The following is a 16,857-nucleotide window of genomic DNA, read 5'->3' on the forward strand; positions in this document are numbered from 1 at the left end:
CATCACGGCTTATGAATATAGAAGATATAAGGAAGATTCCCATTACGGATTTTCTGGCACGGATGGGACATGAGCCGACGGCCCGGAAAGGGAATGAATGGTGGTATTCCGCCCCTTATCGGGAAGAACGGACACCGTCGTTCAGGGTGAATATTCTAAAGAATGTGTGGCAGGACTTCGGCATCGGGCGTGGCGGGGATATATTCTCGCTTGCAGGAGAAATCATTGGCAGCGGTGATTTCAAGTCGCAGGCTAAATTCATTTCGGAATCATTGGGTGGTATTGTTCCGGAAATAGTTTTCCGTCCGAAAGAAAAATGTTTCGACACCACACCTGGTGAAGAGAATTGCTTCGTGAATGTACGCATTGAGCCATTGAACAACAAAATCCTGCTCAATTATCTGAAAGAGCGTGGCATTTGCAGCGATGTGGCATTGCCGAACTGTGAGGAAGTCAGATATACCTTGCATGGCAAGCGGTACTTCTCCATCGGATTCAGGAACATCAGCGGTGGGTATGAGTTGCGCAGCCGCCTGTTCAAGGGCAGTATGTCGCCGAAGGACATATCGCTCATCGACAACGGTTCGGACACCTGTAACATTTTCGAGGGGTTCATTGACTATCTCTCATGGATGGTGCTCGGCCTGGGATGCGGCGATGACTACCTCGTGCTGAACTCGGTGGCTTTATTGGAACGCTCGTATGGTTTCCTTGACAAGTACGACCGGGTCAATTGTTACCTGGACCGTGACGAAGCGGGGCGAAGGACACTGGAAGCCCTCCGCAAACGCTACGGCAACAAGATAGAGGACTGTTCTTCCCTGTACAAGGGATTCAAGGATTTGAACGAATACCTGCAATATTGGGAAGGAATTATTGAACAATAGAAAAACCATTAAAATGACAATGAACATGAAAAAGAAAAATAAGATGAACGCGTTTGCCGCTATCTTTTCGGCAATGCTTGCGACTGTAGTAGCAATAGCCCTGGTATCCTGTGACAATGATTTGGATGTGCAGCAGGGATATCCCTTCACAGTGGAGACGATGCCAGTACCCAAACGTATCGTGAAAGGCGAGACCGTGGAAATACGGTGCGAACTCAAGCGTGAGGGCCGGTTCTCCGATGCACGGTACACCGTCCGTTATTTCCAGCCTGACGGCAAAGGCTCGCTCCGCATGGACGACGGGATGGTGTTGCTGCCCAACGACCGTTATCCGCTTGACAGGGAGGTGTTCCGGCTGTACTACACTTCCGAGTGCGAGGACCAACAGAGTATTGACATATATTTCGAGGACAACAGTGCCCCTGCACAATTATTCCTGCTTAGTTTTGATTTCAACAACGAGAAAAAGGATGACGCAGAAGATGATACGGGAGGAACCGGCAGAATTCCCCGAACCGGTGGGGAACTTGTGAAAAATCCTTTGGTGAACATTGAAACGGTTACGGTATGCGAGTGATTGTAGCGGCTATATGCCTGATTCTAACCTGTAACTGTCTGGCGGCTCATCCACGGGGAGGCGGTGGCTCGCCTCCCACTGCCACGGAAATCCCGGATTCGCTTTTCGAGCAGGCCATCGCCTGCATCAAGCGGTTCGAGGGTTGGCATGGAAAACATCTGCCTTATGTGGGCTGGGGTCACAAACTTTTGCCGGGAGAGACGTTCAGACCGGATATGAGCAAGGCACAGGCGGATTCATTGCTCAGAGCGGATTTGAGGAAACTGTGCAGGATGTGCAGCCGTTTCGGAAAGGATGCCCTTTTAGTCGCCACCTTGTCTTATAATGTGGGATATTACCGTGTGGTCGGCTATGGCAAGATACCCAAGAGCAGGCTTATTCAAAAGTTGGAAGCCGGGGACAGGGACATTTACAACGAGTATGTCTCATTCCGGTGCTACAAGGGGAAAGTGGTACCGAGCATTGAACGGAGAAGAAAAGTGGAATATATGCTACTGTTTAAGAAGTAAAAAAGAAGAGGGAGAATCATTCGGCATCAGACCGCCAGGTTCTCCCTCTTTTGTGATTTCAATGGAATCCATCCGTTCAGCCTACCGGTATGGCGTCCATGATTTCCGCTTCTTCTGGCAGGCGTGACAGCAATAGCTCCGCCATCGCCCCGTTCTGCGGAATCAAAGCCGGAAAGTCCGTCTTACCAGGTTTGTATATCTCCGTAGCGACATTGTAAAGATCCCAGGCGGTAATCTGTCCCTTTGTCATTACCAGCTTCAGCACCTCTTCCGTGAATACCGATATCTGCCCCTGATTCAAGGGATAGGTCTCCACGGTGGAGGAAAGGTTCTTGTCCGCGCTGTCGTGGGAAACACGCAATGCCGTCAACAGTCCTATATACATATATATTTCTTCCAAAGGGATAACTCTGCGTTTCAATCTCTGTATCCGTTCGATGTCCTCGTTCATGTTCACCTCGAAGTTTGCCATCCAGCCATCCACGGTGTCGAACAACTCTTCTGTAGTCACCTTTTTCTTTCCATAATTACATACGCTTCTTTCCGGAGAAAGGATGCACTGGTTATGGCAGATTTTCACACAAGGGCCTATGGCCGCCTGTACCCCGTCCTGGTGGTAGGCTACGACAAGCGTGGTCGTCAGCTCGTCGGTTTCCCAGTCCTTGATGCGGATGGTGGTGAAGATACGGCGGAGTATATGCGCTTCCACCGCCTTTTCCCCGTGGATTTGTTCCACTTGCGGGAGTATGCTCACGCCGGGTTGTGTCTTGTTCCTGTTTTGTGCGGCGAAGATTTCCTCCACCTCGTAGTCAAGGTTGTGCTTTTCACAGATATCCATCATGCGCTGGATGACCTGGTAATGGTAGATGCCCTGTACCGGATTGTTGTAAATGTCATTCTCCTTGTAGGTACGCTGTAATGTCTCGAAGTCCATCACTTCGATTCCGTTCTGCTGGAAATCAAACTGCTGTTGTCTTTCCAATACTGCCAGATTTGCCATAATCTTGAAGTTTATTAAGTTAATACTATGTTGATGTTACTTTTCCTTTTGTTCCGGTCAGGTATGTATCTGCCATCCGTGGAACGGTTCCAGTGTGACGGCAAAAGACCTGTCCGGTATTCCGTGATAAAGCAGGCCTCCCACGATGCCGGTTCTTCCATCGGGATAGCGTTGCGTGAAGCCGAACGAATACGGGGCATGGTCGTAGTAGAGCGATATTTCATTGGGATGGTCGGGATTCTTCTCCCAGCTTTCCAGCCTGTCCAGGCACTTCTGGAACGAGGTGTCGCCGATGGACTCGGCATAGCGCTTTACATTCTCGAAATGTTCTTCATTCAGGATTTTCATGACTTTTGCATTTTATCTGTTAAACACGTCCGGCTCCGGGAGCCGGTATTTTTATTTCTCGCCTGCCTGACTGTCCCGTGTCCGCATCCGGCAAGGTTTGGCGAAAGAAAATACCGCAGCAGCGGCGAGGATGATTTTCTTTCAGCCAACCCCGAAGGGACCTGACCTTGCAGGATACACAGGACACGGGGCTACCTTTGCAGGGTGGGAAATAAAATAATAGCCCCGTTGTTGCCTGTTTTGTCAGATACGATTCAATTTTTGCATGGATTCCATCTCAGAACGGATTTCATGTTCCAATGCCGTGTATTTTTCCTTTTTCATACGCAGTTTTTCACGAAACCCTACCAGCTGTTCATCTGTATTTTCATCAAAGAACAGGTTGTTTGTACGCTGGTATTGGATATACTCACGTTCTTTACGCTCCGCGATGGAGATTTGGGCTTTGGCTGCTGACAGTCTTGACAGTGAGGAGTTGAAATTGGTACGCAGTCCGGTACGTCTGTCATAATAGCTGTAATAGGTATTGATTTGCCTTTTGGGGTACAGGCATTGCAACCGGGCTTCACGCCAGCGGACTACCCAACGGTAACGCTTGTGCAGTTCCCTCGGAAGGTCATACGAATGAAGCCGGATTGGATTGCCGGCTTCATCCTTGCATTCGATGGAAATGAATACCCAGCGTTCAACCCGCAGTTCACGCTCGGCACGTGCCAGTTCCCTGGCATATTCCATCCAGTCGTCCATTCGTTCCTGTGCCATATCGAGAAAGGTCAGCTTTCGGTAATTGTTTCCAGAAATGTCAGGTAAGCGGCAATAGCCTTGTGGCAGCCGGAAAAATCAGGCGTGCGACAACCGCGTTTCTTGTAGAAACGAATGCTCCCGGACTTATTCAACCCGCATACATGACGGTTCAATGTCCCTTTGGTCCGTATATGGATTTCAAAGCCGTCCCGTTTGGTTATTTCAAGGAACATATTTGCCGGGATGTATTCCCCGTTCAGAAACTTTTGTTTCTCCTCGTTAAGTTCCTGTTGCCACTTCGCTTCCTCCAGCCTGCGTTTCTCCTCTTCCTGTTCTTTTTGCTCCTGCCGTCTTTGTTCCTGTTTCTTCCGGTACGCTTCACGGGCTTGCAGCAAAGGAACTGTGTCAAGTCCGAGTTCTTCAAAAACACGGATCGACAAAAGGGAGACATGGTTCCCGTTTTCCGCATCCTGAAGCATATTCGCAATCCAGTTTTTGCAATACTTGACAAGTTTTTCTTTTTGTTCCTCCCTTCCAAGCATTTCCCTGGAATACTGCCCGCAAGAGAAATAGATGTTTTCAACCTTGCAGACCACATGGAAATAATCATAGTTTTCATTCCCGTATTCGTTCTTGTCCGATAACGAGAGATAGATGTTTTCCGCATACGCTTCCAGTTCCATGTACGGAGCCACGACGGTATTTCCGTCAAACTTGTATTTCAATACTTTCGCTTTCATGATTCATTCTTGTTTTGACATTTCGAGTTGTCTCAGTTGGTTTGTATTCGCCTTGCCTGCCATGCCTGATGTGCAATAATGACCTCTTCGCGTTCTTGTTCCAGCAAAGTCTTCGTCTCCGGGGTATATCCGAGGAATTGGATGTATCCGCCATTATACCCTGTGAGTCTGCACCGCATTCCGGCCTGTTCTAATTTGTCAATCCGCTTTTGCGCGGTTTTGGCACTTGAATACTCTTTCGGCCAGAAATAATGCTCGCCTTGTGAGCCGTAATGGTCTTCCCCGAGTATCATCTCGCCGATATGCCTCCTGTGTTCGATGAAACCGAACCGTGCCGTACCCAATGCCTGCCGCAGGGCCTTGTGCGCCGTACCTTCGGGGTGCTTGAACACTTCCTGCTTCTCCTTTCCCTTGCAGGCGAGTTTCGGCAATTCCACCTTGTAAGGTTTCCGGTAGCTGCCTATGCCCAATGTCAGGTAGAAATTGGTGTGGAAATAGTCCGTCATGGCATTGCTGTCATCGAAGTTGTACGACATGACAAAGTCGCAGACATTCATCATCACCTCCTTCGCACGGTCTGTAAGGTCAGGATTCCACTCTATGTTGTAGTGGTTGATGGTGTCCTGCACCTTGCCGGATTCCTTGGTGAACGCCTCGAAGTCCGCGCTCATCAGCTTGATGTAAATGGAATTGTAATTCTCCCGTCTGACGGAGAACCTGTATCTGGGATAGGTTTCCTTGAGCCAGGTCCGCACCAGTTCCACAATCTCGGGAGCGTGCTGTCCCTTGTAATTGCGGCCTTTCCACCGGTATTCGTTATATACATACTCGGCATATTCCTTTGCCGTGGCCCCGGAATAGTCATATTCGTAGCCGGTGGTGTCAGCGGACATATTAGTGGAGTCCTTCCACACGTCATAAAGTTTTTCAAACTCGACGTTCACCTGCTGCATGACGGCAGTGTCACCACCCTTGTCCGGGTGGTGCTGCAATGCCAGACGGCGGTACTCTTTCTTCAAGTCCGCCAGACTGTGTATGTTCTGAAAATAAGTCATAACCGTAAGTTTTTATGCCCCTGCAAGGCGATTGATAAAATATTCCTGATAGTCGAGGTCGAGACCGAGATTGCTGCAAGCGAGTTCAATGTCGCCTTCCCTCAAATCATCCACATCCTGTAATTCGTGCAGGTATTGAAGTTCGGAATCCAGATACTCCTGCGCTTCTGTCTTGTCGCAACTGCATGAGTTGCAGATTAAGTCAATGATATTTTCTCCCATATTATTCATTGTTAGAGGTATGTTTGTTATAGACATTTCGCTTTCCGTCGTAATCCAGATTATACCACCATTTATCGGTAGCACCGGCAAATGTCTGTGAACTATTGTTGGAAAGATAATCCGTTTCTTTCAGTCCTGTAATGCCTTCCAAAGTCCTGATGTCATTGCCGGTCCACCAACTTTGCATTATCTGCTTGAATTCTTCCAACGAACAGAAGTCAACATTCTCCTCACATTCTTCACACCATTTGCCATCACAATCATGTGCCGTATCGCAGATATACATTTCTGTATTCGCATCTATCCAGGCCTGTGTCTCCACTTGCCTTGAACCACATTCTTCGCATACCAGAACTTTAGAATCATCAGGCTCTTTTCTAAAAGCCTTGCCGTCATAAAGCGATACGGCACGTTCCACCAGCAAAGTCCGGCTGCATTCCGATAATTCGGTATAGAACCGTTCCGCCGCACCATAAATGGAATTTTCAGCCTGTGCGTTCCATTTTTCCCAAAAGTGCAGGTAGTCACCTCCGAACACGACTTTACATTCCTCCTTGCTCCATGCGTTCCACATATAGTAGAAGAAGCTGGAGACTGCATTTTCTGCGTGGTATTTCATGATTTTTCAGTTTCAGGTTCAACATTTTCTTTGCCTTCCAATTGCCTCCATACGACATCATACATTTCGTGGAGCCAGTCGATGTTCCTCGTTCCGAGTTCAAACGGACTGTGACATTCCACTTCATAACCGCTCTCTTTCTCCTCGGCAAAAACGGTCAGGCTGTTTTCCGTTACCCGAAGTCCTGTTACCATACATTCATACGGATCACCGTTCTTACTGAACCATATCACCCAGACCGGGTCGTATCCATCATCTTCAGGGAACCGTATCTCGGTCATGCAGTGTGCTTGAAGCAATTGTCGTATCGCTTCAATGATATCCGCTCGTAATTCCTCAATTCTCCCGCTAAAATCAATGGATGCCGAAGTCCCTTTCCCGTTTCGTTGAGCCACAGAAAGAATCTGTGTGTCGGGGTGAACCCCGAAATTCCAGTCTACATCTTCATCATCGAGAGTAGTGTGGATATTGCCGCCCAGAACCAGCCCACAGTCCTCAGACACCATTTGTCTTGCTTCATCGTGGTCTTCAGCCACTACCGTGTAAGTGCCCTCGAAGGCATACCTTACTCTTACATCATACTTTGCCATAATTCTTATGATTTGATTGTTTGTAATTGATTTAACATTAAGAGACTATGCTGACAGGATTGTTGAAAAATGAATCGTCCACGCCATACACATGCTGTATGGAATAGTCGTACTTGGATCGTTCATCGTCCAGACGGAAACGGAAGCCGTTACAGCCTTTGACTTCCAGCTTGAGCTTCACATCTTGTTTCAGTTCCATTTCAAGCAGGCTTCCGCCGCCATACGTGGAACTGAACAGCCCGCAACAGTTCCCTTTGGGGATAATGACCTCTTTCAGCGAGAAGTCTGCATCATACAACTCTTTCAGACTTACCTTTCCGATATAGGTCAGCAGGTTCGCACCGCAACAGGAATTGATAAGTTCCTCGTAGAATTGCTCGTATGAGACCTGTTCTTTCCCGTTCCTGCTTTTCCGGTTCGGGAAACGCCCGTAAACTTTGTAGCCGTGGCTCGTCAGCAGTTTCTTTACTTGCGCCGGATTGAGGTTCAGGCTGTCTACCATGTCCCCGAAATAGGATTCCTCGTAACTGTAACCGCCCTGCGATTCAAACCAGTTGGAGTTGATGCAGTCGTAGTCGGAAAGCATCTCCACCCGGATGGGAATGTCATCCGTGTACCTTATCAGGTCTTTCACTACGTCCGAATCGTTCCTGCTGTAAATCTCGTCCCGGATTGCATCCTCATGTTCATCGAAAAAGGCATCGACCTCGTGTTCGTCAAAGTCGTTGAATACAAAGCATTCTTCTTTCAGCTTTTCCATAATCCCATGAACAGCTTCATATTCCGCATCGCCATACCATTCGCCCGCCTTTTCCCACAGGCAATCGCAATTCCGCCTGTCCAGACATTTCCGGATGATGTCAAGGTGGTTGTCAAGGTTGTCGTTATAATCCGTCCATACCAGCGTGTAGGATGGTTCCATGAGGGATTTCACGAAATCCAACGTAAGCGTTCTCTGTTCTTCCATTTTTCTTTACCTGTGTACGGCAGGGTTCTGTTTCCCGTACATACCGTTATAAATGACAGAAGCGACCTTCCGGCCGCCTCCGTATTACTATTACCCATACAGTTCTTTCACTATCTCGTCATACCTTTCCTTTACCATCTCCGTCTTACGGTTGAAGTGAAAATATGCGGTGTACCTGTAACCGGTACTTGGCTCTCCGCCGCATTGTCGTATTGCCGTGTCAATATCCCAGTCAATATCACCAATGCCGAGTGATATGCTTGTGCCTTGCAACAGACAACGGGCAAGCCGGAGCGCGGAATCCTTCTTGTTTTCCTTGCGAAGCCTGTCGAAAGCCATCATTGCAATTTGCCGGTTTGAAATCTTCAACTCTTCCATATATTCATCTGTTTGGGTCAGACAATCCCGGCCAGTTGTTTGAACCGCGCTACGATCTCATTGCACTTGCTTTCGGCAAGCCCTTCATGTTTTCGGCAAATAGCACAATATTCCTTCCAGGGCCTGCCTTCAAGCTCGTGTTCGTATGATGACATGACCAATTCCGGATATTCCTCAAAAAGGATATTGAACGCTTTTCTCCATTTGCGAACCTGCCACGAACCGCTTGCTACCAATTTTATGAATTCAAACATCTGTTTGTCCGTTTTTACATCCAAGTCATAAAAATGGTCTGTTTTCGGCCATACGTTGTTGGAATGCTGCCAGGTCTCAATCTGCTTGTTTTTGGCATTGTATGCCATTTTTGTGATTATCTGGTAACTCATGTTGATATATATGTTTTCAGTTCATTATCATATTGTTCCTTTTCCTGTCGCGGCTTGCCAGCATACCGAAATGGATGCTGAATATGCGCTGTCCGAAGCAGATTGGTGAATTGTACTCCATGCGCTGCCACAGCGTGAAATGGTCGTTTGCGTAAGACCAGCGGAAATGTCCCGACAGCGAGCCGAAGGTGGGATTGACGTTTCTTCCGATAAGCATCCGGTTCACGTCCACGATGTTGTCGGAGGTCAGGATGATGTTCAGGATTTCCACGAAAGCCATCTGCGTGAAACTGTCTGTCGGTAAGACCGGTCCGAGAAAATTGATGTTCATAAGCGTTTGTCTTTTAATCGTAATTGTCATCGAATACTTCAAAACGAGGGAAACAGTTATCGAAATAGTTGCCTGATATGCCCGGATAATACAGCAGGCTGTCATCCCCGCTGTCCGGGCAGGAGTCATCGTCGATATAGGTCACGTTCCCGAACAGTTCCAGGTAATGCGCTACCAGCAGGTGCGGGTCTTCCGTACTGATATCGTGTCCGTAACGGTCGCACCAGTCGAAGAAAAAATCCTTGTCGGGTTCCTCCAGCTGCTCCATTGCCTCCCTTATATCAAAGAAGTTGGGACAAAGCCATTCCCTGTTGATAAGCGGGTCCGGGATTTCCTCCCATTTCGTATACCTGTACTCCGGTGTTTCCTCTTCGGGAAACAATTCGGAGCAGGTGCATAGGAATTCTCCCATGTCGCCGAAATCGGACATACGCAGCAGGCTGTCCCTTTCCTGCCGGATGTCGATGAGATGCTGCGTGGTCACTGCCACTTCTGCCTGATTCAAGTCCATAATCTTTTTCATTACAGTTATTGATGCGGAACCGGGGATTTTATTCCACAGGCTCCAAAAGGTCCGGGCCCCGGCTGTGCAGGGTTTTTCGGGGAAATACCGGAGCCTCCGGCGAGGATGATTTTCCCGAAAACCGCTTGCGGCTTGACCTTGCCCAGCCGGTAAAGGCGCGGAGTTACCTTTGCCTGTGGAATGGAATCTGCGGTTATTCATGTTTTTTCATTTTTAGCCGGTTATGCGCTGGCTTCCCCAGCTGATATGTATCTTGCCCTCCCTGTCACGTTCCCTGACCAGCAGGCTCTCGATGACGGACATAGTGACGTCAAACTCCTCGAAGATGTCTGACTGTTCTTTCACCTCACCACTTTTGATGAACTCGTTCAGCCGCTCCTTGGTAAGTACCAGTGCCATCAGGTTCTGCTCCACGGAATCCTTGTAGGTGACATAATGTACGTCCTTCAGTTCTTTGGAATCAAGACGTATGAAGCGGAAGTAGAACTGCTCCATCTTCGGGATATTCCATTGGAGCGATTCCAGAATCACATCGTTACAGGTCGGGATGTTCACCGAACTGCTCAGACTCTGCTGTGTGCAGACCAGTATGCCGTTGACGGTGGAATCGAACTCAGTCACGATGCTCTGCCGTTTCTTGAAGGTCACGTCGCCTTTGACCACAAACACCGGACGGTTCGGAAAGCATTCGCGGAGATGATTCTCGTAAAGGTCGAACGCCGCTATGGAGGTGCAGCCGACAGCCACCTTGCCGGGAATCTTCCGTATCAGTTTCTCGATATATCTTGTCTTGTTCGGAATCCCGTCGCCGAAATAGCCATCTATCAGGTGCGGGACGGAGCACGCCTTGATGAGCAGCTTGATCTGTCGCATGAGCCTAAGCCCGGCATCCTTCTTCGCGTCTCCCGTACTGTTGTAATACAGCTCGCAAATGCGGCAGAATTCCTCGATAATGACGCGGTAAACCTCGTGCTCGCCTTCAGCCGGGCTGACCGTATGGGTACGTATCTTGTACTTCTCGCCTGCGAAGTCCCTGAACTTGCGGGTGATGATGGTCTTTCCGATAAGCTCCGCCAGTTCCTCCTTGTTGTACACGTCCTGGTTCTGCTTCTCTATGCCGAATACGGTGGATTTTCCGGGGCAATGACAGGAACGGAAAAGCACATGGCCTCTGAAAGCCGGGAACGGCTCTCCGTAATGCCGGTTGCTTTCTTCCTCTATCTCCTTGTCTCTGTTCTCGTGGTATATCCGGTCGCACCAGCAGACCATGTTGACGGAATTGTTGTACAGCAGTTCAAATTGGCTGTACAGTTCCGCGATGTTGTTCCGCGTGGTGGTTCCCGTGTCGAGTATCTTGTATTTGAGACGGCGGAAAATGCTCAAGACAAGCCTTGTCCGTTGTGAAGACGGGTTGGTTATCTCATCGGATTCATCGAAAACCAGGCAGAGTTTCCCGGATGTGCGTCTGACAAATTTTGACAGTCCACGCTTCAGTTTGGAGAGTATGGAGGTGGAGAGGATGAGTAATACACCTTCAGGTACTGTTTCCAAATCGGCATTACTTCTGACTATACGGAATTTCTCCCGATTGATTGTCAGAAACGGTATCCAAGTCATATTGGTGGCAATGGCCGGAGCCAGAATGACGGCATTGCGTACCTTATGGAATTTAAGCAGGTATTTTGCCCGATGATACACGGCTGCCGTCTTGCCGGAACCTTGCTGCCAGTTCAGCAAAGCATAACGCTTCTGCAAGACCAGGTTCAGGTCGTGTTTTTGAAGTGATGTAAACTCACATATCTCACCGTCCTTGTTTCTGAAAGTGGTGCGATCGAGGTATTCTTGCAGAAATGGGTCTGGTTGCATTTCTGTAAACTGCCGGTTCTGGTTTTCGTATTGCCTGCGTTTCTTGCGTATCAGTTTTTCCGCTGCACGTATCTGGCGCATGTTCTTTTCAGTCGGCAGTTCCGGTAAGGGAAGTTCGCTCCGTCCCAGCACAAGGTCATTGATACTTGCCGCCTTGTGTGAAACCTTATCCAGCAGACGGGGTGCATACTGTTTCAGCTTGAAGCCGTAGGAGGTCTTCACCAGGGCCACTTCCTTGCGTGGTACGGTATTCTGCGAGGTGATATACCTGCGGATGATACCGAGGACTTTGGTCGTGGTCAGCTTGTTCTTCTCCCATTGGTTTACCTGTTCCCGGGTGGCATTTTCCGGCGGTTTCTGGTTACGGAACTTCGTGACCAGTGCTTCCGCTTTGTCTATGTGTTTGTTCAGCTTGGTGTGGGCTTTCAACTCGTACATGTACTTGGCGAGTTTGTACTCGAATACCTCCAGTTCCTCCTTGTCAATCCGGTTGGTCTCGCGCATCAGGTCGAAGCGTATTTTGTGCTTCATCAGCCTTGCCTCGCGGATGCGCTCTTTCAATTCAGACATGGAGATGAACTCTTCCGCGTTGTAGGCCTGCATCTCGATATGCAGCGACTTGCGCAGGAACACCATTACTTTCGTGTTGAAGTTGTGGACTCCCGTGGAAGCGAAGGCATTGGGATTTAACTTCACTTGCCCGATGAACGAGAACCGGCTGTTGATGCCCGTTATGCGTGTCTTCTCCCAGAACTCGCTCTGCATGAACGAGCTGGGAACAATGACCATCAGGATGCCTGCCGGGTTGAGCACATCGTAGGCTTTTTCCATATAGTATTCCTGTGACAGCCTGTAATCAAATTTCAGGTTGAAAGGCGGATTGCCGATAATGATGTCAAAGCGTTGTTCCGGGTAATATTGCCGGATGTCGCATTTCCCGATATGGGCGTCCGGGTAGAGATACCTTGCAACGGCCACCGCCTTTCCGTCTATGTCGAAACCGTAGGTGTTATGATGGTTCGGAAGGTGGTTGAAGAAGTTTCCCATGCCGCAGCACATGTCGAGTATCATCTCGGAAGAGGCCGGAGACAGCATATCCACTATGTCTCTGCATACTTCATGCGGGGTGAAGAACTGTCCCATCTCATACTCTTTCTTGGCCTCCGCGTACTCGTTGTAATTGGCAAAGTCGGACTGTTTCAGGTTGTGCAGCCCGCCGATGCCGGTATAGCAGTTGTAGATGCTCTCCGCCAGAATCAGATCCTTGCCGGAGTCTATGGCGAAAAGAATCTTCTCGTTGACCTCGGCCCGCCTGTCCTGTGGTATCTGTTGGGGTATGATGGCGTACATATCTTTAATAGTTTACGGTTGGAAATGAAGACACCCCGCAAGAGTTGCCTTACGGGGTGCTGTGGGATTCTTCTCATGGTCAGTTCTCCGGTAATGTGATTTCATCCAATCGGAGACGCTTGAAGCAGCTCTCGGCTGCCGCGCTGTCCTTGAATTTGACGTCGATACGTCCGTTCTTGTAGAATCGGATTTGCTCGGCGTTGGTGGTCGTGAGGTCGTACCAGTCATTGACAGACACGTCGTTGTCATCGAAACGGATAATCATTTTCGAGTTGCCGCACAGTACATCATCCGCACCGTAAGCGATACCCGCGCATAGGGTTTCCAGCTCTCCACTGTAATTGTAACTGATTTTGCACCGTTGGTGGTATTGTATGTAATAATCATCGAAGCGAATGATTTCGGGAAAGACAATCTTGTCCTTCTTCAGCTCCGTTTTGACCTTGCTCCAGCAGGAAGGCTTGACTACCTTTGCGACTCTGGCAAGCAGTTCTTCCACTGCCGTTTCCCGGAAACTCTTGCCACCTAAATGCTCGATAACCGCATCCACGTATGTCCCATAGACCGGACGGAAGCCCATGCGGAGTGTCTTTTCGTTTATCCTTTGTTCCGGCACCGACACGTTGTACGTCCTGTTGAAGTAGGCGATGATACGGTTGGCGAAGTTAGAGTTGGCGTTGTGGTTCTTGTCTACCAAATCGTTCAGCACATCGAACGGCTTGAACTCGTTGTGCGAATAATCGTCCTTACCGTTTCTGAGCGAGTAAAGGTCACGCATGGATATTTTCCCATTGTCGTCGTATGAGAAGTCCCGTTCTGTTCGGTATTGTTCCGCCTCTTCCTTGAAGATGGTATACCAGCGGTCTATCCGGTCAAGCGTCTTGTAGAGCATGTCCTGCTGGTTCTGACAAAACAGGCGGTCTTGCTCGGTAATCTTGTCCTCGTTTCTTACTTGTACGCTCAATATTCCTGAAAGCAGGTCGGGAGCGTTGCCGGGTTTGAATGATGTTGTCGTTTGCATATCTGTTTGATTTTAAGTGTTAGAAATCCTGTGATTGGATACGGTGGAAATAGGTGATGTGCTTCTCCATGTCCTTGACAATCTTCACCTGCTCGGGATGGAAATTAAGCCTTCGCTCCACTGCCGGGACATCAATCTTTTCCCATTCCGACAGAGGCAGGAAGACATATTCCCTGCGGAAGCACCATACCACGATCTGGTTTTTCCAATTCCCCTTGAATACCGTTCCCTCATAGTCTTGCAGGAATTGCCGGAAGTCCTCTTCATTGTGAAAAGCGATATCAAGACTTTGGTAGAGGTTTCTCGCTTCCAGGTCTTTGTGAAGATAAAAACGGCGGTATGTCTCTGTCGTGAAATCACCATAGAGCGGTTCCGGCTCACGGTAAATCCATTGTGGGACTTTTGCCGTGAATGTAACTGATCCGTGAGCGCACGATCCGCAATGTCCCCAGTCTTTGAATGCTCCTTCCGTCCAACCGTTGAATTTCAGATCATCCGTTTTTACATGGTGGAAAGCTCCACCGCTGACGCTCAGGCGGATATTATCCGCAGATTGCCATACGAATGGGACATACGGCTGTTCGCAGATGGAAAGCAGGCCTTTCTTTTCATCCATACTGTCTATGAGTGCATTGCCGTAATAGTCCCCATGACGGCTGAGATAAATCAGCCTGTCACCGGTTTGCGGTGTGATTTCCGAGCGCGTCTGCTCTATAAGTTCGACATAACGGTTGGCCATATCCACATCCTCCTGCGTCAGCCAATGTTCATGGTCGTACAAAACATTCAGTGTCTTGAGCGTTTCAATACCGTACTTGTTCTTTGTTGCCTGTAACATGACATTGTTTTTTTGTTAGTCCGGCTTTTCGGGGCCGGAGTTCCCGTAACTACAGGCTTTAAAAGGTCGTGTTCCGTACATGCAAGGTTGGCGGGAAAAATACCGAAGCCCTCCGGGGCGAGGATGATTTTTCCACGCCACCCGGAGGGCTTGACCTTGCTTGTACGATAAGAACACGAGTTACCTTTGCCTGTGAGTTACGTGAACTCGGCTACGGTACAGATGTCATTCTTGATTTGGATTATTTTTGAAATCACCGTGAAGATTATACCCGGAAAATTCCGGTATTCAGAGGAAAAACATTATCTTTGCAGAAAGATAAAGAGTTATTTGACAGCATGAGGAATATAGTGATTCTAAACAGTTTGCATTTTTCTTATCCGTTGCCCATTCTCATGCGAGTTTCATATAATACACTGATAGTCAAACAAAATACTTCTGACTATTACAAATATACGGAATTTATGAAAGACGGTGCCATTGATACGGCCGAGCGCAAGACTCTGGACGAGATGATAGCCGAAATTCAGAAAGCCGGTGTCGACATTGTGGATGCGGCTAACAAGCTTTTCCCCACTCTTGATACGGGAGCCATCAACCGTGCGGAAGAAGCCGCCCAGGAAGCGGAGAACGCCCGTAATGAAGCTGAGCAGGAATGGGAGTCGTTCTCTGATGGTATTCTGAATTCCTTGTGCGATATAGAGGCCACAGCGGAGGATATTTCCGATGACATGAGCGAATACATGCGCAAGGCTTTGATTAAGGCCATGTATGTGGAGAACTTCAAACCGCAGATGCAGAAGTGGTACAATGAGTGGAAAAAGGCCATGGGAGATGACGACTTGACTTCCGAAGAAAAGCAGCTCCTCGACTCCATGAAACAGACGATGGTTGACGACATGAAGAAAGAAGTTGATGCCATCAACCAGTTCTTTGGAACCATGTTTTCACAGCAGGCGAGTAGTAAGGGTTTTGAAGCCATGTCACAAGATACCGGCGAAGAACTTAACGGACGTTTTACAGCTTTGCAGGTTGCCGGGGAAGAAATAAAGAACCAGTCCATTCAACAGACCGGTTTACTTTCATCCATCAATGGCAAACTTTCATTGCTCAATCTTAGAAGCGGGGATGTCCCAGCTTTGTTATCTGGAACTCCTAATTTCGCAGATAGAGCCAAAGAGACAATAGCGAGCGGCTATCAGTCGCAGGTACATGTTGTTTTCCCGACAGAGGACATAAAGGCATTGACCGATAAAGTCTCCAATATGGAAAGAATCGTAGATGAAATGAGAACATTCCAAGTAGAAGGTAACATGGACCGTAGAGATATACTTGAAAACTCTGTTATTCTTGCCAAAAATAGTCCGCGAATACTCGATAATACAAATGATATCAAGCAGGATATAAAGAATCTATAATAGTTATGGCAGAATTAATAATAAACGGAAGAGAAGCCCTAAAAGAGTGGGGTGTTAGAATGGGAGATAACTTTCTTGATGTACTGGGAGCACCGGTACCTCTGAAAGAGTTTATAGAGAATAAATCACGCTTGGAACATGGGAAACAAGTTCTTATGGATAACCCCAAGCTTGATGAGCGTGAGTTAACTCTTGTTTTTACAGTAGAAGGTGATTCTCCTGCCGATTATCAGGCAAAGAAAACAGCTTTTTATGAAGAACTTTACAAAGGTAAAATTGATATTCAGATTCCTGAGAACAGTAGTGATATTTATCATTTGCTATATTTAGGAAAGAGCGTTTCTTATGCCCAAAGCTTAGACCGGACATTTGGGAAAATATCAGCCAAATTCTGTGAGTACAATCCATCTAACCGTGTTGTAGGCTAGAAATTTACGACATTAAATTCATTGTCGTGTATGGAAGCTCTAATTTTTAGGGCTTCTTTT

General features: G+C 48.1%; 21 protein-coding genes. 5 read left to right on the forward strand and 16 right to left on the reverse strand.

All coding sequences use genetic code 11. From position 1 onward, the window contains the following. Nucleotides 1-11 precede the first annotated feature (11 nt). The 3 genes from HU824_RS12035 to HU824_RS12045 are packed head-to-tail and all read left to right on the forward strand — an operon-like array spanning nucleotide 12 to nucleotide 1,973. Nucleotides 12-887, forward strand: coding sequence for a toprim domain-containing protein (locus tag HU824_RS12035; protein WP_008766644.1), 876 nt, complete (start codon nucleotides 12-14; stop codon nucleotides 885-887). 43 nt (nucleotides 888-930) lie between these two features. Then, a complete protein-coding gene (locus HU824_RS12040) occupies nucleotides 931-1,464 on the forward strand; it encodes a DUF3872 domain-containing protein (protein ID WP_227034968.1) in 534 nt (177 codons plus the stop codon). Further along, the gene (locus HU824_RS12045; RefSeq protein WP_016270779.1) at nucleotides 1,455-1,973 is read left to right on the forward strand and encodes a hypothetical protein; all 519 of its coding nucleotides are present in this window, start codon (nucleotides 1,455-1,457) and stop codon (nucleotides 1,971-1,973) included. The genes HU824_RS12040 and HU824_RS12045 overlap by 10 nt, the downstream gene beginning before the upstream one ends. A 76-nt stretch (nucleotides 1,974-2,049) precedes the next feature. Here HU824_RS12045 and HU824_RS12050 read toward each other — a convergent pair whose 3' ends face one another. The 16 genes from HU824_RS12050 to HU824_RS12125 form a co-directional block, all read right to left on the reverse strand. After that, entirely contained in the window at nucleotides 2,050-2,973 is a 924-nt protein-coding gene (locus HU824_RS12050; RefSeq protein WP_008766256.1) for a hypothetical protein, read from the reverse strand. A 57-nt stretch (nucleotides 2,974-3,030) separates the two neighbouring features. Then, entirely contained in the window at nucleotides 3,031-3,321 is a 291-nt protein-coding gene (locus HU824_RS12055; protein ID WP_016270778.1) for a DUF4120 family protein, read from the reverse strand. 243 nt (nucleotides 3,322-3,564) lie between these two features. Continuing rightward, nucleotides 3,565-4,083 (reverse strand): hypothetical protein, encoded by a 519-nt coding sequence (locus HU824_RS12060; protein WP_008766255.1) that lies wholly within the window; start codon nucleotides 4,081-4,083, stop codon nucleotides 3,565-3,567. An 11-nt stretch (nucleotides 4,084-4,094) separates the two neighbouring features. Continuing rightward, on the reverse strand, nucleotides 4,095-4,805 hold the full coding sequence (locus HU824_RS12065) for a hypothetical protein (protein ID WP_148332192.1): 711 nt from the start codon (nucleotides 4,803-4,805) through the stop codon (nucleotides 4,095-4,097). A gap of 32 nt (nucleotides 4,806-4,837) precedes the next feature. After that, the gene (locus HU824_RS12070) at nucleotides 4,838-5,860 is read right to left on the reverse strand and encodes an LPD29 domain-containing protein (protein ID WP_008766253.1); all 1,023 of its coding nucleotides are present in this window, start codon (nucleotides 5,858-5,860) and stop codon (nucleotides 4,838-4,840) included. Nucleotides 5,861-5,872: 12 nt separating this feature from the next. Beyond that, a complete protein-coding gene (locus HU824_RS12075) occupies nucleotides 5,873-6,082 on the reverse strand; it encodes a hypothetical protein (protein WP_008766252.1) in 210 nt (69 codons plus the stop codon). A 1-nt stretch (nucleotide 6,083) separates the two neighbouring features. Beyond that, nucleotides 6,084-6,701, reverse strand: a complete 618-nt coding sequence (locus HU824_RS12080) for a hypothetical protein (RefSeq protein WP_008766251.1) — start codon at nucleotides 6,699-6,701, stop codon at nucleotides 6,084-6,086. After that, on the reverse strand, nucleotides 6,698-7,291 hold the full coding sequence (locus HU824_RS12085; protein ID WP_008766250.1) for a hypothetical protein: 594 nt from the start codon (nucleotides 7,289-7,291) through the stop codon (nucleotides 6,698-6,700). Before HU824_RS12085 ends, HU824_RS12080 begins: the two co-directional genes overlap by 4 nt. Before the next feature lie 37 nt (nucleotides 7,292-7,328). Beyond that, the gene (locus HU824_RS12090; RefSeq protein ID WP_008766249.1) at nucleotides 7,329-8,258 is read right to left on the reverse strand and encodes a hypothetical protein; all 930 of its coding nucleotides are present in this window, start codon (nucleotides 8,256-8,258) and stop codon (nucleotides 7,329-7,331) included. Between the two features lie 90 nt (nucleotides 8,259-8,348). After that, a complete protein-coding gene (locus HU824_RS12095) occupies nucleotides 8,349-8,636 on the reverse strand; it encodes a hypothetical protein (protein WP_008766248.1) in 288 nt (95 codons plus the stop codon). Nucleotides 8,637-8,653: 17 nt separating this feature from the next. Next, complete coding sequence (locus tag HU824_RS12100) at nucleotides 8,654-9,022, reverse strand: hypothetical protein (protein WP_008766247.1); 369 nt, start codon at nucleotides 9,020-9,022, stop codon at nucleotides 8,654-8,656. Between the two features lie 16 nt (nucleotides 9,023-9,038). Next, the gene (locus HU824_RS12105; protein WP_008766246.1) at nucleotides 9,039-9,353 is read right to left on the reverse strand and encodes a hypothetical protein; all 315 of its coding nucleotides are present in this window, start codon (nucleotides 9,351-9,353) and stop codon (nucleotides 9,039-9,041) included. A 13-nt stretch (nucleotides 9,354-9,366) separates the two neighbouring features. After that, on the reverse strand, nucleotides 9,367-9,864 hold the full coding sequence (locus HU824_RS12110) for a hypothetical protein (RefSeq protein WP_032559782.1): 498 nt from the start codon (nucleotides 9,862-9,864) through the stop codon (nucleotides 9,367-9,369). A gap of 225 nt (nucleotides 9,865-10,089) precedes the next feature. Further along, nucleotides 10,090-13,092: an N-6 DNA methylase gene (locus HU824_RS12115; protein ID WP_176468965.1), complete on the reverse strand. Its 3,003-nt coding sequence runs from the start codon at nucleotides 13,090-13,092 to the stop codon at nucleotides 10,090-10,092. Between the two features lie 79 nt (nucleotides 13,093-13,171). Then, the gene (locus HU824_RS12120) at nucleotides 13,172-14,113 is read right to left on the reverse strand and encodes a hypothetical protein (RefSeq protein WP_008766243.1); all 942 of its coding nucleotides are present in this window, start codon (nucleotides 14,111-14,113) and stop codon (nucleotides 13,172-13,174) included. A gap of 19 nt (nucleotides 14,114-14,132) precedes the next feature. Then, complete coding sequence (locus HU824_RS12125; protein WP_008766242.1) at nucleotides 14,133-14,951, reverse strand: DUF4121 family protein; 819 nt, start codon at nucleotides 14,949-14,951, stop codon at nucleotides 14,133-14,135. Nucleotides 14,952-15,415: 464 nt separating this feature from the next. On the opposite strand from HU824_RS12125, the gene HU824_RS12130 reads away from it, so the two are divergent. Both HU824_RS12130 and HU824_RS12135 read left to right on the forward strand, forming a co-directional pair. Further along, the gene (locus HU824_RS12130) at nucleotides 15,416-16,369 is read left to right on the forward strand and encodes a hypothetical protein (RefSeq protein WP_176468966.1); all 954 of its coding nucleotides are present in this window, start codon (nucleotides 15,416-15,418) and stop codon (nucleotides 16,367-16,369) included. Between the two features lie 5 nt (nucleotides 16,370-16,374). Then, nucleotides 16,375-16,797 (forward strand): hypothetical protein, encoded by a 423-nt coding sequence (locus tag HU824_RS12135; protein ID WP_005837071.1) that lies wholly within the window; start codon nucleotides 16,375-16,377, stop codon nucleotides 16,795-16,797. Nucleotides 16,798-16,857 lie beyond the last annotated feature (60 nt).

It is taken from the genome of Bacteroides sp. L10-4, assembly GCF_013373675.1.
Classification (GTDB): domain Bacteria; phylum Bacteroidota; class Bacteroidia; order Bacteroidales; family Bacteroidaceae; genus Bacteroides; species Bacteroides muris.